This window comes from Radiobacillus sp. PE A8.2 (genome assembly GCF_045635475.1).
Classification (GTDB): domain Bacteria; phylum Bacillota; class Bacilli; order Bacillales; family Amphibacillaceae; genus JBJGXI01.
Window position 1 is genome coordinate 101,227 of sequence record NZ_JBJGXI010000004.1, and the last position, 20,262, is coordinate 121,488.

Here is a 20,262-nt window from a genome sequence, read left to right on the forward strand (position 1 = left end):
CTGTCCTATCATAGACTCGGATAGGGCAGATGGAAGTTATGTGAGTTTAGCTTTGTCGTTATAAAAAAACACTAACAAATAGAAACCTCGCCTTTTATAATCTCACCATTCTGGTCATCAACATGTTCTGTTCCACTTTCACAGTTTTCTTCATTCTCCCATTCAATTATGTATTTACCCCTTTTGTGACTCACTTCACTAATCTTGACCACTCCAATTTCTCCAGCGTGACGATTCAAAATAATTTCTTCTGCTTGTTCTTGAGAGATTTTAGGTGCTGGCTGATTACAAGCACCTAAAGTCAAACTTACAGCTACTAATACCACTATTAGTATTTTTTTCATAGGTTCTGTCCTCCAATATGATGTGCATTCTTTCGGATAACGCCATAAAATCATTTCTTCCTATTATAAGACAGCTTGATTGCAACTACAGTGAGCCCAACTAAAATGATCGCCCCTGCAGCGAGAAGTATCTTTATAATCTGAGTTGGATTTGTCTTTTCTCCAACATGTTCTCCTCTTCGGATCGCTTTTCTATATTCTCCATCTGAAACTTCAACGGCAATCGCTTCATTTGTGTTTATACCTTTAATTGAATAGTATTCGGTGCCGCGTTCATATGCATTGGAGAAGTTGCCAGTATAACTTTCCATATCGGAATAAACAGTTACCTGCCCAATCTTCTTATCAATATCCGTTACATACTCATCGGTTACTTCATAGATGTAACCATCCCAAACAACAAATATATACGCCCATGAAGTGGCTAATGATTTGCTAGGGAACAGAAAAGCAATCAACAAAGCTAATAACAGAAATATGCTGATTTTCTTCACACCATCACAACCTTTCGAGTTAAACTCGGGTTTTAAGATGAATCCAACATCACTTTTCTTTATTGCCTTCAGGATAAGTTAATTTTACATCGACGATCTATTACTTTTTAGACGTAACTATTTTTGAAAAGTCACAATTTTTCATTTCTTAGTAGACAAATCTAGCTATAGTTGTAAAATTTAAATTAAGAGTTTAAAAGAAGGAGGAGTGTGAGTTATGTCAAAGCATCACTTGTTTACGAGAGTTGGTTACAACTATATCCCAACAACTGCTATTGATGAATCGATTAATTGGTACAAGGAAAATTTAGGTCTAAAGTTTATTAACAAGTTCCAGGACAGAGGATCACACATCGCCGTATTTCATTATCCACATCAGCATGCGATTGCTACTGTACTAATTGAAACGACGGACAAAGCGCCTTTTGAACTTCTTCGTAATGGACAGCCATTTCCAGTAATGGCTTTGAATTGTGTGGATATTGATTATACACATCAGCAAATGAAGGAAAAAGGTATTAAAGTGGATACGATCAAGCCACTTGGTAATGGAGAGGCTAAATATTTTTATTTTAGAGACAACCAAGGTAATTTGTTGGAAGCTGCTTGGTCTATTTGGGATACAAAGGATGATATAAAGGAAGATTTTTAATCTGGGGAGAAGATGGTTAGGATCTATGTTGCCCACATGATTCCTGTAATTATGTGTTCCGCACCGATAATGAGAATAAAGGAATATCATCTAAGAAGGACGAATAAATTAAAGTGAGTCTATGTGGGTAATATGTTAGTCAGTTTCTTATATAACATTCCAACGTGGGAATGTAGTCTATTTACATGCACCTTTGTAGACATGGATGAGGTTCAAAAAATTCTAGGAGGGAAATTAAATGCACATAACCGAAAAAAGTGTGAAAACCAATCGTTTAACTTTGTCTTATTTAGAGGCCGGAAACCAAGAAAATCCAACTTTGTTCTTCATCCATGGAAATGTATCATCAAATCTATTTTGGGACGAAATTTTGGAAGCGTTTTCTTATGGTTATCATGTAATTGCTCCAGATTTAAGAGGGTACGGAAAAACAGAAAAATTAGAGGTCGATGCGACAAGAGGATTACGTGATTGGAGCGACGATCTAAGGGCGTTTAAGGATACACTAGGTATCTTGGACAAGATTCATCTTGTCGGTTGGTCGTTAGGCGGCTCTGTCATTATGCAATATGCCATTGATTACCCTGAAGATGTTGCATCATTAATTATGGAGAGTCCGATGTCACCGTTTGGCTTTGGCGGCACGAAAGATGAAATTGGAACACCTTGCTACGCTAATTATGCTGGTTCAGGTGGAGGGACTGCTAATTCAGATTTCGTCAAACGATTGCAGGAGCAAGATATGACCGAGGAAGATCCAAACAGTCCGAAAATGGTCATGAATCAGTTTTATTTCAAAGCCCCTTTCCGGGTAGACATAGCAAGAGAAGCAAAGTTCGTTCAAGGGATGTTATCCATTGGTACGGGAGACGGACTTTATCCGGGGGCTATGCAAACATGTGAAGAGTGGCCGGGTGTTGCGCCAGGGGAAATCGGGATTAATAATGCAATTTCTCCGAAGTTCGTTAATTTAATGGAATTCGCAAACATTAATGAAAAAATTCCTGTACTTTGGATTCGCGGGGAAGATGATTTAATAGTTTCAGATCATTCATTTCTGGACTTTGGATTTTTAGGAAAATCAGGCTATGTACCGGGGTGGCCAGGTGAAGACGTTGTACCACCGCAACCAATGGTGTCACAAATGCGCTATGTACTAGAAACATATAAACGCAATGGCGGTCAATACGATGAGGTCGTTATGAAGGATACGGGGCATACACCACATATTGAACAAGCGCAGTTGTTTGAAGAAAAGGTAGTCTCATTTCTGAAGAGGATATCGAAGCCGGTTAGTAGGTAATCATTGATCGGCGAGGAGAGTATTTCTAAAGTTCTTTCCTCTGCATTCTATTTCATTTTATCCCCTAATATTTTCTTGTGCTTTCATTCGCCTAACATTATGATAAAAAAGAAGTAAGAATTATTAAAAATTAGCGAGGTGACGCGTTGAAACCGTATTTGATCATTAGCCAAGTGTTGTATCTCCTATCCCTTCTTCCATGGTTTGTCATTTGGGGCTTGTCCTTTATGAGCTTTGATGGTGGTATCAATTTTTATAACTCTGCATTTGTACTAATCATTTCCTTGTATCCTGTTGCCATCATTACCTGTTCAATCTTGGGGTGGGTACTTCATAAGAAAAAGCAGCGAGCTGCGTTTATTGTTAATTTGGTCCCTACGTTATGGGTGATCAGTTTCCTTGCATTCATGTTCATTAATATTTAATCGATTGTTACTGAAAGACGTACCGGATCCGGTACGTCTGTCTTGCTTGCAAAAATTGTTGATGATAACCTAAACAAAAATTGACATGGAAGATAAAAGGGTGGAGTGTATGATACAGGTATATACGGATTTGATTCAATTCAGAGGAAATCATTACGATTTTGGATATATGCAAGGAGAGCTGTTAAGAGAATCCCCGATTTTACCTAATCGTGAAAAGCAGTTGGCGTCGAAAAGAAAACGTCATTTTAATATAGATGAGCAGGAAGCAATTGATATTCTAGCTAAGTTTATCCCAGGCATGCTTGATGAGCTAGAGGGGTTAGCGGATGCGCTAAACTGGAAAATGAAAGATGCACTTCGGGAGTTTGGTGGCTATTATATCGATTATGACAGAAGCGGCTGTTCCATTTTAACGGGTACGCCATTTATGATTCGGAATTATGATAGTCATCCTGGTGCTTATGAAGGGCGATATGTGCTATATCAGCCAACTGATTCTGGCTATGCAACGATCGGCCCATCGATGCAAATCACCGGACGAATTGATGGGATGAATGAAAAAGGATTGGCGATGGGATATAACTTTATTAATCGAGTCGGTTCAGGAGACGGGTTTATTTGTAACATCATTGGACGGATGATTCTTGAAACATGTGCCAATGTAGAAGAAGCGATTATGCTATTAAAAGAAATCCCTCATCGAACGTCGTTCAGCTATGTGTTACTTGATCCGAACGGTGAGACATATGTAGTAGAAGCCTCACCAAGATCAGTTGTAGCCAGAAAATCAAAGCTTAGCACGAACCATTTTGAACTACTAACAGAAGAAAATCGCTACAGGATGGATGATTCGTTGCGCAGACAACAGCTGTTAGAAGCAAATTCAAATAATAAGGACGATGTGTATCAAGCATTCCGAATGTTAAACGATCCGGAAAAAGAGGTGTTCTCAAGTAAATACGGGGCATGGTCAGGAACGTTGCATACCGCTGCCTATATTCCAGGGGAGAAAAAAGCGTGGTTTGCCATTGGTGGAAATCGTATGCCAATTATCTTTGATTTTAATAAGTTTTTAGAAGGTGAAAAGATACCAATTAAGAAAATTAAAGGTGTGCTTGATTATGATATTCCGTTTATTAATATGTAAGTGAGTAAATTTCATAATATCCTTGGATAGCAATTCACATTCATGGGGATATGAATTGCTGAAAATCAGTATTATGAAATGGACTATCAAGCATAAAAATTGACCAGATGTAAACCATATTCTACTCTTGTTTGGATGAAACTAATTTTATGTAAATAACGAAAGGAAGATATACATGGGACAAGTTATTACAGGGAAAACAGCGCTAATCACTGGAGCTGGAAAAGGTATTGGAAAAGCAACTGCAATTGCATTAGCGAAAGAAGGTGTCCATGTTGGTCTATTAGCACGAACCTTATCAGATTTACAGCAAGTAGCTGCTGAAATTGAACCATTAGGTGTGAAAGTTGCTTATGCAACAGTTGATGTTTCCTCACTAGAACAAGTAGAACAAGCAGTAGCTCAGGTTACAGAACATCTTGGAACGATCGATATTTTAATTAATAACGCTGGAACGGCCAAGTTTGGCGGATTTCTTGATTTGACTCCCGCCGAGTGGAAAAATATTATCGATGTCAATTTGATGGGCGTTTATTATGTAACACGAGCCGTGCTTCCGCAGTTAATTGATAAAAACAGTGGAGATATTATCAATATCTCATCAACAGCTGGCCAAAAAGGTGCGCCGGTGACGAGTGCATATAGCTCATCCAAATTTGGCGTACTTGGCTTAACCGAGTCACTAGCACTTGAGGTTCGAAAGCACAACATACGCGTATCGGCTCTTACACCAAGCACAGTTGCTACGGAATTAGCTATTGCTAATAAATTAACCGACGGTAATCCTGACAAAGTCATGCAGCCAGAGGATTTAGCTGAACAAATTGTTGCCCAGCTCAAACTACACCCACGTGTATTCGTTAAATCAGCAGGACTGTGGTCAACAAATCCGTAAGAATTTTTTTCATGTGTCAGGTACGAATCGTACCTGACCATTTTTATTTTATCAGAGGGGGAAAATTGATGGAGCTATGGGATGTATATGATAAAGATAGGAACAAAACGAATAAACAGCATAAGCGTGGTACACCTTTACCTGAAGGAGATTATCATATTGTCGTCCATGTTTGGATTATGAATAGTGACGGTCAAATATTGATTACTAAACGACATCCTGATAAGCCACATCCTAATCTATGGGAATGTCCGGGTGGTTCCGTTTTAGCTGGTGAAGATAGTCTTGATGGTGCAATAAGGGAAGTAAACGAAGAAATCGGTATTACTTTGTCTAAATTAAATGGGCGATTAATTAAAAGTGAGCGACGTGATCAGTATCATGATTTTTATGATGTGTGGCTTTTTCAACAAAGCTTTAATCTAAGTGAAACGCTTCTCCAACAAGAAGAAGTCACCGACATCAAGTGGGTAACAAAAGCAGAACTTGACAAGCTACATGAGGCTTGTGGTTTAGTTTCAACGCTTAGTTACTATAATATAATCTTTCCGTTCTAAAGTGTTATTTGTCATCTTTTATCATCGTAAATCTTACCAATTCCTTGAGTCTTCTAAACATTGAAATCCAATCAAATTTTTCCATATGATACGCTCAGATTTGTTACCTTATGATAAAATAGTAGTAATAATGGAAAATTATTCAAGGGGAGATTGTAATGGATTGGTATTTACATGTTTTAAGAAAATACGCTGTTTTTGAAGGAAGAGCAAGGCGAACAGAGTATTGGATGTTTACGTTAATTAATATAATCATCGGCATTATTTTTAGCATCATGGAGACGATTTATGAAGGAATAGTAATTCTATCGGCAATATATTATTTAGCAATTATAATTCCTGGATTAGCAGTTACGGTTCGAAGGCTACATGATATAGGGAAAAGTGGATGGTGGTATTTTATCGGTTTTATACCTCTTGTTGGCCCTATTATCCTGCTCGTGTTCACTTGCTTAGACAGCGAAGAAGGATATAATAGTTGGGGACCAAATCCGAAAATTTAATCACACATTGAAATAAGCTAAGGGAAACATCTGTCCCTTAGCTTAATAACTGACTTGATTTCTTCCTTGTTGTTTGGAAATATATAATGCTTGGTCAGCTCGATCAATTATTGTTTCTGTTGTGTCACCAGCGACGGAATCCGCTATACCGAAACTCGATGTGATATTATGGACGGAAGCAAACGAATTTTCTTCTATCTCTTGTCTTAATGTCTCAGCCAATTCAATCATGTCTTCTTTGGTTTTGGTGTAGGAGATGATCATAAATTCTTCGCCACCCCAACGCCCAAAATCATCATCTTTAAATAGATGATTTTGAACAAGAGAAGTTACTTCAATCAATACTTTATCTCCAACCAAATGCCCGTATACATCATTTATTTTTTTGAAATGATCCAGATCAAAAAATATAATCGACAACGAGACCTGTTTTTTTAGAGCATTATCAAGCAATTCATATATCTTTCTTCTATTTGAAATTTTTGTTAGTTGATCTTGATAGGCGAATTTTTCAAGCATGTGTGACTCTGCAAAGGCACTTATGATAGAAGAAGCAAAGTACATAAAAATAATATAAACTAAAATAGATAAGTAATAATGAAAGGCTGACTCCAAATATGGTTGTGGAATACCGTCCCAGTAATAGATGCCAAAAAATACTGTGATGATCCAAAGACAAAGTGAATAAATCAGGCCTTGTTTTCCTCTAATCGTTACAAAAATAAAAATATAAACAAGTGGAGTCCAATACGAACTACTACTCATTTCAGGAGTAATCTCAATAGCGAAGGAGTGGAAAATATCAAATGATACTATTAAATGAATGATACTAATTAGAGCTAAATTACTAATTTCAGCTACTAGTATCCACTTTCTAAGATAAAGTAGTATCCAAGATATACTATATGAGACAAGCAGCAGTTGTAGAATAATAATATTTATTTGTTTGGTATCATCTATGTGCGATAAGGACATGGCAACAGCAAATATTAATAAAGGTAGAATGCACAAATAAAACTTCCGCTTTAATTCTTCAAATCTATCTACGTCGGTAGTCACTTCCATCATCTCCAGCATATATAGTTAGGTGATTTATGAAATAGGTATTCTTATTGGAACGGTGTACAAACAGATTATATAGAAGTACTTTCTTTTATTATATAGATTTTTCTGCATAAAAACGATGGTAAATGTAAGCTTTTACATATGTTAAATATTCACATCCGTAATACCTTATTCAAATAGCCTATCTTTTTTGTCAATAAACACAACAAATTACAGAACTTCCTTTGTATCCCTTCATAGCAGAAAGTATTTTGTTCAGTAGTTCTATTCTTTGACACTAGTACGTTAAACGAATAGTATAAAATAAATCCGACTAAGTTAATCGGAAAAAAGTTTTGTCTATAAACAAAGGGGGACTAATAGATGTCAAAAATATATGTGATCCACGAAAATGATGATTGGACGAAGCATTTAACAAAGCGGTTAGAGGAGTTAAAGCTTCCATATGAAACGTGGCATCTTGATAAAGGAATCGTCGATTTAACTGCTGCACCTCCTGAAGGTGTGTTTTACAATCGTATGAGCGCGTCTTCTCATACACGAGGACATCGATTTGCTCCGGAATTGACTGGAGCGACACTGGCATGGTTAGAGCAACATAATCGTATCGTCTTTAATGGTAGTCGTGCACTCAATCTTGAGGTTAGTAAAATAAATCAATATGCCGCCCTAGAAACAAGCGGTATAAAAACACCTAAAACAATTGGTGCAGTAGGTCGTGATCAAATTCTACAAGCTGCGGAACAACTCGGTACCGCACCGTTTATTACAAAGCATAACCGTGCAGGTAAAGGGCTAGGAGTACAGCTATTTTACTCAATCGAAGGATTAAAATCTTATTTGAATGGTCCGGACTTTGTAGAACCGGTAGACGGTATTACATTGATTCAGGAGTATATCACATCACCCGAAGCTTTCATCACAAGAGCAGAATTTATTGGAGGCAAATTTGTATACGCTGTAAGAGTTGATACCTCTGATGGATTCGAGCTTTGTCCGGCAGATGCCTGCCGTATCGACGATCAGTTTTGTCCAGTAGGTGAGCAATCGGAGGAACATCGACCAATGTTCGAAATAGTCAATGATGTAGACACTCAACTAATCAATAAATATGAAGTATTTCTTGAAGCGAATAACATTGCAGTTGCTGGTATTGAATTTATTTCCGATGCGAATGGTGAGACATTCACGTATGATGTGAACACAAATACAAATTATAATACGGATGCAGAAATGAGAGCGGGGAAATTTGGCATGCTTGAGCTTGCTAGGTTTTTAGGCGATGCATTAAAAGTAACTACAAAACCTTAATTATAGATAGACCGAAAAGGCGTATCCAATATGGTGCGTCTTTTTATATTTTATTTTTTCACACCATAAATAATCAGCGCAACGCCAAGAAAAATCCAAATAAACTTTCCGAATGACATTTTTTCAGCTAAGCCAATCATACCTATCGTTGTAGTAATAATCAGTATTAAAGGCCCGATAAATGCTAGCGAACTGTTAATAATTAATGCTTTTCCTACGTCATTAAATCTCAAGATTAAATATGCAGCAGCAATTTCGATGCTACCAGATAACAATCTAATCAAAGCTATGGCGAGAACGGCCTTTTCGAATAATGTAAGCATTTTTTTCCTCCAGACAAATAGATTACTTGTCTGATTTATATGCAAAAGCAGTTAGAATAAGGACGAGCATCTGTATATTTTGAGTAAAATTGATTCTATAGGGTTGAGGAAAATAATGGAACTTTTTCTAATATGAAATCGTATAAAAATCAAAGGGACTTTGATGTAGGCGTATTTCCTAAAGGGAGAGTGATAAGTCATGAAAAAATGGTGGAATAAAAAAAGAGCAAAAACGAGAAAAAGAAGGCGAAAGGTAAGTAATGAAACTTATACTTTCGCTGATGGTTTATTTGATCTGTTATTTTGGATACCGGAATTAATATTATTTCCGTTAAGAATTATATTTTGGTTGCTAAAAGGCGTGGGAAAGTGGATCGGGGATATTTTCGATATTGTATAGAAAAATAGTCTCCCAAGGAGGGAGACGTTGCTACCAAAATCTTACTTCGTTAAATAATTTTCCGTATAGAAAGGTTTTGCTTCTTGGTCAAAGGCAACTCCAACAGTAAGTATTTTATAATCTGCTTGCAGTTTGTTTTCACGGTGGCCAATCGAATTCATTAAACCTTCATGCGCGAAAATGCTACTTGTTTGCCCTGCTGCAAGGTTTTCACCAGCCATTCTGTAGCTGATGTTATCTTCGTTCAATCGATCAAAAGGTGATTGTCCTTGTAAATTTGTATGGCCAAAATAACTGTTATCTGCCATATCTGTGCTATGATCGCGTACCGTCTGTTGTACTGATTCATCCCAAGCTAGAACAGAAAGACCATGGTTCACTCTTGTTGCATTCGTAAGATCGAACAATTGATATTCAAATCCTTCTTTTAGTGCGTCACTAGGCTCGCCGAAGTACGCTCCTTTTTGTTGCTCCAGATCACCGCTAATAATTTGAATAGCAGTTACCGTACTATTTTCATGCTTATCATAAAAAATAGTCACATAATTGCCATCGATACGATACGTATCGAACTCTTGGTTGTTTTGCAGTTGATAATTCACAAATCCTTTTTGTATATACTCAAGCGGATCATCTAATGTTGAAAGAACGGATTCTCTTGTGCTATTTATCGAAATCCCTTGAAGCGATGATAATAAATCTTGGTTTGTGTATAATCCAACTACTTTATTTTGCTCGTCGTAAGACACCATGAAAAAGTTATGATAGTTTTCATGATAAGCAACCCAATCTACCCCATACTCATTCATGGAAGATCGTTTAGGCGCTCCGACCTGCTGTTCTACCTCACTTCGATCATCCCCAAGTTCAACATTGTGGACAGAAAATGATTGTGCGGACGGTCCATCTAAGCTTGGCTTTTCAGGAGCAGGTTGATTTGGTTGCTGTTCGTTATCTTCTATTGTTCCTTTGATTCTTAGAACCAATTGCTGAATCTCGTAATTTATATATTCAACAGTATCTCTCACTTTTGGATTGTCTCTAATTTCATTTACATCGGCTCGCATTTCATCAAAAACGCCGGTTACCCCTGATTGGTTGAATGTGTCCCCATAAAAATGCCAAAGCACACCCGCAACGATTATTAAAGCGATGATATTTCGCACAAAATGGTCAACCCCTATCTCTATCTATTCAATTGTACTATTGTAGCAACTATTATTAGTATAAACAATGGAGAGGGAAAAAAGACATCTTTAGCGTAACAATACTAGAGTATCTAATTTAAATTTTATGTTAAAATAACGGGGATGTATGGTTGAAATCAAATCAATCCTTTTCGTGCTATAAGTATAAGAGAACAATAGTTGATCCAAGCAGATGATGATGTTTCATCAACCAGATGAAGAGGTGTATATAAAATTGCTATATTTCAAGTTCCTTGTTTATGAATTTTTATTATTTAGTTTGATATTCATTGTGAATTATTATTATGATCAATACCTTAATGCGCCATTTACTTGGATTGATTTACTGGCCAGCATTATAGCTATTCCTATTTTTTGTTTGTTACTTTTGCTATTGTCCAAACTGTTCAAACGCTTCAATTCTATCTCATTTAATAAGAAGACTTTGATATCGATTCCAAATTTCATTATTTCAGGATTAGTTACAAGTATTATGTTGTCTCTTGTTTTGATGTAGAGCATCGTTCCTATGAATCAAAGGTGACGGGTGTTGACTATGTCAGGTAGGCGGTGACGAACTGTTTACACATTAGCTGATTTTCCAGATGATGGTCAAACACAGCTTTTAAAGGTTATTAAAATAAGCAGAGCTGTGAGTGTATAAATGATGCGTAGAATAAAATCCGTAACTATATAGAACGAGATGATGAAAACAACTAAATACAAGGTGAGACGATGCAAATTTTTGGATTTGACTCAAAAACAAACCGTTTGGATATTGATCCAAACGGTTTGCGTGTTTGCTATGTTGGTTAAAACGTTAATCGAAATGCCATTACAATGATTCCATCGTCGGCAGGTTCAAAATCATATTTTGGTAACCGTTCAAAACCGAATTTTTGATAAAGCTTCATAGCGTTTTTCATGAATGATCCAGTATGCAGACCGATCGCATCATAGCCCTTTTCCTTTGCACGACGAATACATTCCTCGATTAAAGTACTAGCGACACCTTTGCCTTGTGCTTGTGGGTCAACAGCAAGTACGCGCAACTCTGGATAGTCTAATTCCTCTACATAACCTTCGTAAGCGTCGGTATTGGCTGGAAATAAAGCAACACTACCGGCAATCTCTCCATCAATCTCGGCTACGATCACTTCTACTCCAGGCTGTGTATCTGCATCCGAAGAAATTGCCTTTTTCAAGGCGTTCCAGTGATCCTCCGGGAGAGCATCAGTGTGAATGCTATACGCATCCACACGTTGCTGTCGGATTAGCGGTAATTCTTCTTTTTTCGCATCACGTATTTTCATCGTTCACCTCTCCCTGCTTTAGTCAATTTCACGTGAAATTGACTTACTTTATCAAAAATTTCTCTTGTTTATTGCTTATCTGTTCACGATTATGCGCTGTCTCCCATGCAGATAAATCTGGTCCTTTTGGCAGGATGGAAACTTCATCCTTATCGGGATTGATTGTAATCGATGTATGATAATGACGTTTAATGGCATCGAAATCAGTTGTTTCACCAAAGCCAGGTGTTTGATACAGATCACGTGCATATCCCCATAAATGCGTGAATTCACGAATCAGATTACGGTTTGTATTAAATGCTGTGTAATAGGCAGCATCGAATCGAGCCAGCGTTGTGAAAAGACGGACGTCTGCATCGGTAATATAATCTCCCAATAAGAAACGCTGCTTGGAAAGACGTTCTTCAAGTGCATCTAGTCTCGCAAATAACACGTCATATGCCTGTTCGTAGGCTTCTTGTGAATGAGCGAAACCGCATTTATATACACCATTGTTCACCTCATGGAAGATCACATCACTTATAGCATCAATCTCTTCTCGTAAATGTTCAGGATATAGATCAGGAGCATTTTGTTTATGAAAAGGAGACCAAACCGTTTCAAAGTAATGGGTTAGTTTAAAATAATCATTATTGACTGCTTGCTTTTTCTCTATATCAACCATAACAGGTACAGTTGGACGACCAGCATAATCAGCATCAGCGTTAAAATAAACGTCACTTATATATTGAATATCTAAGCCGGGATCCTTACTATTATCATCTAATGAAAAAGCCCAATCGACTCGTCCAATACGAGGGCGAAGAGGACTTGCCGTACCAAGACTGATTGCATTTTCTAGTCCTAAAACTTTGCGAACGATAACCGAGCGATGTGCCCATGGACAAGCTGCGGACCATAGTAAACGGTAACGGCCAGCTTCAACGGGAAGCTCCCCGGGCTCGTTTCCAAATGGAGTAGTGAATCGATTTTGTTGTCGTTTAAACGATCCATCAGCACTAATCTCTTCAGGTTTTTTTGCATTATTATTTGAACGAGCGTTATCAACTTTAATTTCACAGCTTACTTGTTCTTTTTCGCTCATGTTTAAGAGCCTCCTTATATTTTAAAGTATGCTTATATAGTACAGATTACTGCATAAAATCACTAGTAAATAGCTCGGAATTAACGTTCAAATTGTTTAGACACGTACAGCAGGTTCCTTAATAGGTTTCCCGGCCCGATTAGAAAAATAAATACCGAAAAAGATCACCACAAGCCCAAGAATTAAATGACTTGTTACCGGTTCCCCTAAAATGACAAATCCCCATATCATTGCTGTAACAGGGACCAAGTAAGTTACAGTGGTCGCAAATTCTGCGCTGCCTTCGGTCATGAGATAATAATAAAGCACATGTGCCACCCCAGAACCTAAGCAGCCTAAGCCAATGATAGAAATGATTAATGCATAGTTAATTTCAACAGCTACAGGAATACCACCTGTAATGAGCATGCCGATTAAGCCTGACACTGTACCAACAATTAAAGAATACGTAGTAATTACTAATAAGCCTGTACCTCGTAAGTGTTTTTGCGTGTACTGTGAACCAAACCCATAACATAAGGTTGCGATAAACATCGTACCTACTCCAATAAAATTTTGTCCGAAAACGACAGAAATATTAAAATCGATTAAAATTAAGATGCCAATAAAGCCAATGAAAATGCCTGTCCATTGTCTTTTTGTTAACAGTTTAGAAAAAAGTAAAAAGCCGATTAGTGCTGTGCAAATTGGTGTTAATGCATTCAAAACAGACGCTGTGTTTGTATTAATCTGGGTTTCGCTTAAAGCAATCAATCCCCATGGCAAGCCAGCATTAAACAGGCCGACAACGATTAAATGCTTCCAAGGTAAGGGCTTAGCAATTTGTTTTCTTTTTAACCATAAAAACGGAATGAGAAGGAGGGCACCAGAGAGGCATCTAAGAAAAACCGTTCCCCATGGTCCTACTGCATCTGTTAAAACTTTTATAAATATAAATGAAAATCCCCATATTAAACTCAAACCGATTAAACCTGCATATAAACGCAACATATGCGTCCTCCTTCGTCTACTTTAAGCCTAGTATCCTATTAAAAAGTAGTTATCTATCATGAAAAATACCATCTTTACTATAATTGAAATGAAACTGTAATATTTATATCACATTCCTGTCACTTCTAGATGTTATACTACAAAGTGACAAAATTTCAATTCTGGAGCTTTTAATAATCTTAAAAATGACGGAATTTGCAGTTGAAAATGTTTTCTAACATACAATTGATCGAATTCACATACACATACGAAGACCATTTCTCAAAGAGAATGTAGGAGGAATTTGGCATGAACAAACTTATACTTAAAACCACATTATTAGTAGGAGTTAGTAGTTTTATCTTGCTTCCATCTGCTTTTGCAGAGCCATCCAATCAATCAGAAATTAAGCAACAAAGATCACAAGTCCAGTCAGAGATTAATAAGGTGGATGAGCAAATTACTGCTACCCAAACTGAACTTGATGAAATTAGTGCTCAGATTTCACGTGTCGATGAAGCAATCAAAGAAAATAATCTGATGATGGATGAAACGAAGCAAAATATCGCAGCCGCAAATGCTGAGGTGGAAAAGTTTCAACAAGAAATTACTGATCTAGAAGTGGATATTGAAAATCGCTATGAATTTCTTAAAAAACGCGCGGTAGCTTTTCAACAAAACGGTGGATCAATTAATTATCTAGAAGTAATTATGGGTTCTAAAGGTTTTATGGATTTTATTAATCGTGTATCTGTCGTGACTACTTTAGTCGAAGCAGATGCAGAACTTTTAGAAAAAGATCAAGCAGATCGTGATTCATTAGAAGTTAAACAAACTGCTGTAGAAGATAAACTTGCAGAGCTTACGGACATGAAAACGGAGCTAGAAGGTATGCAAGCCATGATCGTAGAACAAAAACAACATAGCGAACAATTAAAAGAAGAGCTAGAGCAGAAAAAACAAGATAACTTAAATCAGAAGGCGGATTTACAACAGGAAGATCGCAACTTAGCTGCAAAAGCTGCGGAGCTTAGCAGACCTAAAGTAACTCAATTTAGCGCTTCATCAAGTGCATCACCAAGGGTATCATCAAGTCCTTCCACACCAACATTCTCTGGTGCAGTAGGCAGCGGGTCATTAAGCGTTGCAATTAATGCAGGTTACAAATACATAGGAAATTCTGCGTACAAATTTGGTGGTGGAAGATCAGCCTCTGATATCGCTAATGGGTTATTCGATTGCTCTGGATTTGTCCATTGGGCATTTGCTCAAGCTGGAATAAATGTCGGAAGCAGTACAGCGACACTTAGTGGTCAAGGACAAAAAGTATCTGTAAGCGAAATGAAGCCAGGGGATTTAGTTTTCTTCAATACGTATAAAACAAACGGTCATGTTGGTATTTATATCGGCGGCGGACAGTTTATTGGTTCACAAAGTAACTCTGGTGTAGCCATTGCTAGTATGTCGAGTAGTTATTGGAGAAATGCATTTAATGGTCACGTTCGTAGAATAGCTAATTAAAACGAATAAGGTATCAATCATGTAAAAGTGGTTGGTGCCTTTTTATATATGTAAACAAAAAATTAGGGAGGTGAGTCGCTGTCGGGTCACCAGTGCCCTTATCTGTGACAAAAGAGGTATCATTAGAATTGTGCGGCCACAAGTGCGCTTATTTGGCTGATATTGGTGTTTCTATGGGTTGTTATCGGCAAATAAGTGCTCTGGAGGCCGTCAAATTATCGAAACTAAAACTTCAAGTGAAATAAGCACTTATGTGGCCGCTTAATCCTGTTAGCTACTGCGCTCTAACAGCGCGAACCTAAAACGACTGCCTGAGGCGGAAATTACAAACACTACGTAGTATTCTATATCCTTTATGAAAATTAAAAGAGCATAAACAAAATTAAAACATAAATAAGTACATTTCTTTTTACAATTAATAATCGCGAGTGAAAAGGGGAGCAAGAGTGAAGCAATCGATTGGCATCCCTGAAATATATGAATCAGAGACAGAATGAAATTTAAAGTATCTATATGATGACATTAAATTCGTATTAAAAGTTCCGGTTGTCAATTTTATTTTTATGACCCTAGCTCATTATGATCAGTTTCTAATGCTCGGGTGGCAGCAAGTTCGTCCTAACATGCTAGCAAGGAATGTAGAAGCTGCAGCCACATCATTGCGTTATCCACCGATTGCTTTTCAACCTCCACTTATCAATTGGGATATCTATTATAAGCTTCCAACAATGGAGCATATCCGCAAAATAATCTTTACTTTTAATTATGTTAGTCAATTTCATAATACTGATTTTTAGCTATCTACATCCATATATAGTCAGATTAAAACATCTCCAAACTATATATGGATGCAGATAGCTGTGTAAGGTAATTATGAAATTGACTCATGTCAATACAAAATCTTTTACTCATTTCAACAGCTTGGCAAGAGAGCCTTAGTTATCGCAGCATTACAGGAACTGGTCAATCACAGGGATGGATCACGCCTGGTGTGATACCTGATTTACCGGAGATTAAAATGATTAACATACCTGATGCGCGGCCAAGGATACAACAACTATTATTTGATGTGATGAATAAGCATCAAGCGTATGATGCTGCTAGTGATTATCGAGCACTAGCATTTTACCCTGAATTTCTAGAACAAAGCTGGAGACATGTAAGAGGGTATGTTGGGTCTTCTTCTTATACATTGTGGCATCAAAACATCAAGAAACGGGAAAAATATTTAGTTCATTCCAGTATGCCCTATCCTGTAAGTATTTCACCGTCTGATTTTGCAACCATATATCCACCGAAAGATATTGCTGCATTATGGGGTTGGTATCGATGTATACTGATTTCATAGCTGGGCTCATCATTGATGTATAGATGAACATAAATAAAGCAACCATCTATAAAGTGGAGATGGCTGCTTAGTATGTTTAGTGTTGGTGATTATGAGAATGCTGTTGATCGCAAAATAACGAGTCTTCATGAGGATGTGCATCGCTCTCCATCTGTATCGTTACATGCCCAATACCTTGATGCTCTAAATCATGTTCAATTTTCCGTAAAATGGCTTGGCTGTCTTTAACTGTTAGGTTTTCTTCAACAACTGCATGACACGACAATGCGTTTTGACCACTCGTGATCGACCATATATGCAAATCGTGAATACTCTTTATACCTGGTACTTTTTCCATGGATGTGATAATATCTTCTATTTCAATATTTTTTGGCGTTCCTTCCATTAACACATGAACAGCATCTTTGGAAACGCGCCAACCACTAATTAGTACGAGTAGAGCGACAATCACACTTGCCAACGGATCAGCCCATGCCCAGCCGAATATCATAATTAAAATGGCAGCAATTATTGCCCCAACTGATCCAAGTAAATCTCCAATCACGTGCAAAAATGCAGCGCGAACATTTAAGTTTTCCTCGGTGTCACCACGCATTAAAATCCAAGCTACAAATATGTTAACGAAAAAACCGATAATGGCAATGGCTAACATACCTGTAGAAGCAATTTCAGCAGGCTCATTAAAACGATGATACGCTTCATAAAAAATATAAATGGCAATTGCTATGAGTGTCACACCATTAAATAGTGCGGCTAGAATTTCAAATCGCTTATAACCATAAGTTTTACTGTAACTTGCAACGCGTTCACTGACTGCAAATGCTAATACCCCAACACCAAGCGATACTGCATCACTTAACATGTGACCTGCGTCTGATAGGAGTGCCAAACTATTCGTAAGAAAGCCGCCAACTGCCTCAATCAGCATATATGCTGTTGTAATGATAAAGCCTAACAATAGTGCCTTTTTGTTGGCACCATGTGTGTGATCATGTCCATGATCATGCCCCATATTTAAAACCTCCTTAACTTATCCATACTATATGAAAATTCACTGTCTTGTTTAGCTGTGTCTTGCGTGGTTTATCGTTTGCTCAAGCATCTCCATGACGTGGTGATCGTCACAAGAGTAATAAAGTGTTGTACCATCTCTACGATATTTTACTAAGCGCAAATTTTTAAGAAATCGTAATTGGTGCGAGACCGTGGATTGTCTTAAATCTAGATTTTCTGCAATTTGATTCACGGATTGCTCTTTGTCAAATAGTAAATGTAAAATGCGAATTCTAGTCGGATCTCCAAGTGCTTTAAACGTTTGTGAAACTACAAATAATGTTTCTTCATCTAAATCATGTTCTGCTTTTGGTTCAATATCTGACATAGCGATCAGCTCCTTACTCATATGTAAGTGTTATTATTTATCTATCTATATATTAGCATATGTTCATATATAAGGATAGTGCTATTTTAATATAATTTTGTTATTTTCTAAAAGAATGGTGATTATTGCGTAATATAGCTAAACTCCGTCGTAAGGTAGTGCACGTGATTTCCGCTCCAGGCAGTCGCTTTCCGCGGGCACGGCTTCAGCTAACTCAGAAGCAAAGAACGCTTCTGAGTGGATCTTCAGCCCGTGCTGTTCCCGCAGGAGTCGACTGCCTGGAGCTCCAATCACCCCACATAATGAACAATCCCGTTTGCAGCGTAGGAAATCCACTTCGACTCCTGCGGGACTAGTGGCGTAAGTGAGACCCCGCAGAACGCAGTTCGAGGAGGCTCACTAGCCCCCCGCGGAAAGCGAAGTGGATTTCCGGAGCGGTGCAAGCACTCTCCAAGTTACGACGGATATTACTTCAAATATGAAGTGAAAATTCACGCAAATGAGCCTATAATTTAGAACAAAAAAGGAGAAGCATAGCTGCTTCCCCGGATGTTAAAGAACAAAGGTAATGGTTGTATAGAGCACGGTAGAAATTGTAGCCGCAATTAGAGCTGGTTTTAGTTTGAACCGTGCATAATCCATTACTTCTAAATCCAAGATATTTGCTAATGTATTGGTGTCATCACTTAAAGGAGAGGCGAAAGCGCCAAATGAACCACTCGCAAATACTGCTCCAATTACTAAAGGCATGGAGACGTCAGCTACAGTCGATAAGGAAATTCCCAAAGGCATTAATATGCCCCATGTGCCCCATGCAGAGCCAATAAAGTAAGAGACAATACAGCCAAATAAAAACAATAGCGGTGTAATAAACATGGCAGGTATCCAATCTGCGTAAGACGTTACAAATGCAGAGAAGCCCAATTCATCTGTTACAGATGACAATCCCCAGACAACGGACAAGAGCACAATCACTGACATTAACTCATTCCCGCCGTTAATAAAACTGCTTAACAGTTGCTGCAGTGGAAAACGTTGTAGCATAAAAAGTACAACTGAGAGAAAGGTTGTCATGATAAGCGCGATGACCATTGCCTGTAGGACGTTTGCTTTCACAAAAGCTTGAAATAAAGAATAACCTTGGCTCTGTCCATCCCACCAAGTCAAAAATAAGGTAAGGCTAATTACTAAAACAATTGGAATAAGTAAGTTCCATGGTTTATCAGGCAAGTCTTTTGAGACAGCGGGGTGACAATCGTGCCAGTCATCTTCCTCTTCCTCAGCGTCCATTTCTGTAGGTGCGTCAGAATGAGAAGGGTGAAAAAAACTTAAGTATATGCCTACCAGAATAATAACAATTGCAAAAAAATTAAAAGGGATACTTTGAATAAACAAAGTGTACGGATCAATAGTTCCACCGATTTGTTCAGTGGAAATTTGAATAACAGAAACCATATAACCGACAAAGGCAGTCGCCACTGGTATTAGTACAATTACAGGCGTTGCGGTTGTTTCAATAACAAAGCCGAGCTCTTTTGTCGTCATTTTTACTTTTTTAAGAAGTGCTTTCATGATTGGTGCAATCGTTACGAATCGGAAGGTCGGTGCACTAAAGGTTCCGATTGTTGAGATGTAGGTCATAAATAATGCTTGCTTCTTACTTGTAATCCGTTCTGATGCAGTTTCAACAAAGCCTTTAATCCCGCCTGTAGATTTAATCATACCGATTAGTCCGGAAAAGACGTACAAAAACACGATGATTTTTATGTTGTTTTCATCAATTAAGGCTTGTACAAGATAGTGAAGCATTGTTTCCATTCCATCAATAATCGAGGGGGATATTAAATAGGAACCAATTAATAGTCCTAATAATAAGCCAGGCAATACTTGCTTGGTGATCATAGCAATTGGAATGACGACTAGAAACGGAATGATCGATGTCCAGCTAGCTTCCATGAAACTTCACCTATCCTAATCTGAATTTGTTGATCAAGTGTAGCGTGCGATTAAAATAAGCTTATTATGCAAAAACGTATA

At 37.7% G+C, this 20,262-nt stretch carries 24 protein-coding genes; 12 read left to right on the plus strand and 12 right to left on the minus strand.

From position 1 onward, the window contains the following. Positions 1-71: 71 nt before the first annotated feature. Both ACI6MV_RS03635 and ACI6MV_RS03640 read right to left on the minus strand, forming a co-directional pair. A complete protein-coding gene (locus tag ACI6MV_RS03635; RefSeq protein WP_407268576.1) occupies positions 72-344 on the minus strand; it encodes a hypothetical protein in 273 nt (90 codons plus the stop codon). 50 nt (positions 345-394) lie between these two features. Beyond that, positions 395-838, minus strand: a complete 444-nt coding sequence (locus tag ACI6MV_RS03640; protein WP_407268577.1) for a hypothetical protein — start codon at positions 836-838, stop codon at positions 395-397. A gap of 217 nt (positions 839-1,055) precedes the next feature. On the opposite strand from ACI6MV_RS03640, the gene ACI6MV_RS03645 reads away from it, so the two are divergent. The 7 genes from ACI6MV_RS03645 (at position 1,056) to ACI6MV_RS03675 (ending at position 6,323) form a co-directional block, all read left to right on the plus strand. Continuing rightward, positions 1,056-1,490, plus strand: coding sequence for a VOC family protein (locus ACI6MV_RS03645; protein ID WP_407268578.1), 435 nt, complete (start codon positions 1,056-1,058; stop codon positions 1,488-1,490). A gap of 238 nt (positions 1,491-1,728) precedes the next feature. Further along, positions 1,729-2,793, plus strand: a complete 1,065-nt coding sequence (locus ACI6MV_RS03650) for an alpha/beta fold hydrolase (RefSeq protein WP_407268579.1) — start codon at positions 1,729-1,731, stop codon at positions 2,791-2,793. 146 nt (positions 2,794-2,939) lie between these two features. After that, complete coding sequence (locus ACI6MV_RS03655) at positions 2,940-3,218, plus strand: hypothetical protein (protein ID WP_407268580.1); 279 nt, start codon at positions 2,940-2,942, stop codon at positions 3,216-3,218. 109 nt (positions 3,219-3,327) lie between these two features. Beyond that, positions 3,328-4,368: a C45 family autoproteolytic acyltransferase/hydrolase gene (locus ACI6MV_RS03660; RefSeq protein WP_407268581.1), complete on the plus strand. Its 1,041-nt coding sequence runs from the start codon at positions 3,328-3,330 to the stop codon at positions 4,366-4,368. Between the two features lie 175 nt (positions 4,369-4,543). Then, positions 4,544-5,263: a 3-ketoacyl-ACP reductase gene (locus ACI6MV_RS03665; RefSeq protein WP_407268582.1), complete on the plus strand. Its 720-nt coding sequence runs from the start codon at positions 4,544-4,546 to the stop codon at positions 5,261-5,263. A gap of 68 nt (positions 5,264-5,331) precedes the next feature. Beyond that, on the plus strand, positions 5,332-5,820 hold the full coding sequence (locus ACI6MV_RS03670) for an NUDIX hydrolase (RefSeq protein ID WP_407268583.1): 489 nt from the start codon (positions 5,332-5,334) through the stop codon (positions 5,818-5,820). 158 nt (positions 5,821-5,978) lie between these two features. Continuing rightward, positions 5,979-6,323 carry a DUF805 domain-containing protein gene (locus ACI6MV_RS03675; protein WP_407268584.1) on the plus strand — a complete coding sequence of 115 codons (345 nt, stop codon included), beginning with the start codon at positions 5,979-5,981 and terminating at the stop codon, positions 6,321-6,323. A gap of 42 nt (positions 6,324-6,365) precedes the next feature. On the opposite strand, the gene ACI6MV_RS03680 is transcribed toward ACI6MV_RS03675, so the two are convergent. Continuing rightward, positions 6,366-7,400, minus strand: coding sequence for a GGDEF domain-containing protein (locus ACI6MV_RS03680; protein WP_407268585.1), 1,035 nt, complete (start codon positions 7,398-7,400; stop codon positions 6,366-6,368). Positions 7,401-7,751: 351 nt separating this feature from the next. Here ACI6MV_RS03680 and ACI6MV_RS03685 point away from each other — a divergent pair, with 351 nt between their 5' ends. Next, on the plus strand, positions 7,752-8,699 hold the full coding sequence (locus ACI6MV_RS03685) for an ATP-grasp domain-containing protein (RefSeq protein WP_407268586.1): 948 nt from the start codon (positions 7,752-7,754) through the stop codon (positions 8,697-8,699). Between the two features lie 50 nt (positions 8,700-8,749). Here ACI6MV_RS03685 and ACI6MV_RS03690 read toward each other — a convergent pair whose 3' ends face one another. After that, positions 8,750-9,022: a YqhV family protein gene (locus ACI6MV_RS03690; RefSeq protein ID WP_407268587.1), complete on the minus strand. Its 273-nt coding sequence runs from the start codon at positions 9,020-9,022 to the stop codon at positions 8,750-8,752. A gap of 199 nt (positions 9,023-9,221) precedes the next feature. Between ACI6MV_RS03690 and ACI6MV_RS03695 the strand changes: the two genes are divergently transcribed. Next, complete coding sequence (locus ACI6MV_RS03695; RefSeq protein WP_407268589.1) at positions 9,222-9,422, plus strand: hypothetical protein; 201 nt, start codon at positions 9,222-9,224, stop codon at positions 9,420-9,422. Positions 9,423-9,463: 41 nt separating this feature from the next. Here ACI6MV_RS03695 and ACI6MV_RS03700 read toward each other — a convergent pair whose 3' ends face one another. The 5 genes from ACI6MV_RS03700 to ACI6MV_RS03720 all read right to left on the minus strand — a co-directional run bounded on the left by ACI6MV_RS03700 (position 9,464) and on the right by ACI6MV_RS03720 (position 13,996). Further along, complete coding sequence (locus tag ACI6MV_RS03700) at positions 9,464-10,588, minus strand: CAP domain-containing protein (RefSeq protein ID WP_407268590.1); 1,125 nt, start codon at positions 10,586-10,588, stop codon at positions 9,464-9,466. Between the two features lie 330 nt (positions 10,589-10,918). Then, positions 10,919-11,077 carry a hypothetical protein gene (locus tag ACI6MV_RS03705; RefSeq protein ID WP_407268591.1) on the minus strand — a complete coding sequence of 53 codons (159 nt, stop codon included), beginning with the start codon at positions 11,075-11,077 and terminating at the stop codon, positions 10,919-10,921. A gap of 344 nt (positions 11,078-11,421) precedes the next feature. Beyond that, positions 11,422-11,922, minus strand: coding sequence for a GNAT family N-acetyltransferase (locus ACI6MV_RS03710; protein WP_407268592.1), 501 nt, complete (start codon positions 11,920-11,922; stop codon positions 11,422-11,424). 43 nt (positions 11,923-11,965) lie between these two features. Continuing rightward, positions 11,966-13,006, minus strand: a complete 1,041-nt coding sequence (locus ACI6MV_RS03715; RefSeq protein ID WP_407268593.1) for a glutathione S-transferase family protein — start codon at positions 13,004-13,006, stop codon at positions 11,966-11,968. A gap of 96 nt (positions 13,007-13,102) precedes the next feature. Continuing rightward, positions 13,103-13,996, minus strand: a complete 894-nt coding sequence (locus ACI6MV_RS03720) for a DMT family transporter (RefSeq protein WP_407268594.1) — start codon at positions 13,994-13,996, stop codon at positions 13,103-13,105. Positions 13,997-14,284: 288 nt separating this feature from the next. On the opposite strand from ACI6MV_RS03720, the gene ACI6MV_RS03725 reads away from it, so the two are divergent. The 3 genes from ACI6MV_RS03725 to ACI6MV_RS03735 all read left to right on the plus strand — a co-directional run bounded on the left by ACI6MV_RS03725 (position 14,285) and on the right by ACI6MV_RS03735 (position 16,844). Continuing rightward, positions 14,285-15,496 carry a C40 family peptidase gene (locus ACI6MV_RS03725; protein ID WP_407268595.1) on the plus strand — a complete coding sequence of 404 codons (1,212 nt, stop codon included), beginning with the start codon at positions 14,285-14,287 and terminating at the stop codon, positions 15,494-15,496. A 521-nt stretch (positions 15,497-16,017) separates the two neighbouring features. Continuing rightward, entirely contained in the window at positions 16,018-16,293 is a 276-nt protein-coding gene (locus tag ACI6MV_RS03730; RefSeq protein WP_407268642.1) for a halocarboxylic acid dehydrogenase DehI family protein, read from the plus strand. An 89-nt stretch (positions 16,294-16,382) separates the two neighbouring features. After that, positions 16,383-16,844 carry a hypothetical protein gene (locus tag ACI6MV_RS03735; RefSeq protein WP_407268596.1) on the plus strand — a complete coding sequence of 154 codons (462 nt, stop codon included), beginning with the start codon at positions 16,383-16,385 and terminating at the stop codon, positions 16,842-16,844. 76 nt (positions 16,845-16,920) lie between these two features. Here ACI6MV_RS03735 and ACI6MV_RS03740 read toward each other — a convergent pair whose 3' ends face one another. The 3 genes from ACI6MV_RS03740 to ACI6MV_RS03750 all read right to left on the minus strand — a co-directional run bounded on the left by ACI6MV_RS03740 (position 16,921) and on the right by ACI6MV_RS03750 (position 20,181). Next, entirely contained in the window at positions 16,921-17,856 is a 936-nt protein-coding gene (locus ACI6MV_RS03740; RefSeq protein WP_407268597.1) for a cation diffusion facilitator family transporter, read from the minus strand. Positions 17,857-17,907: 51 nt separating this feature from the next. Continuing rightward, entirely contained in the window at positions 17,908-18,225 is a 318-nt protein-coding gene (locus ACI6MV_RS03745) for an ArsR/SmtB family transcription factor (RefSeq protein WP_407268598.1), read from the minus strand. Positions 18,226-18,777: 552 nt separating this feature from the next. Beyond that, positions 18,778-20,181, minus strand: a complete 1,404-nt coding sequence (locus ACI6MV_RS03750) for a Na+/H+ antiporter NhaC family protein (RefSeq protein WP_407268599.1) — start codon at positions 20,179-20,181, stop codon at positions 18,778-18,780. Positions 20,182-20,262 lie beyond the last annotated feature (81 nt).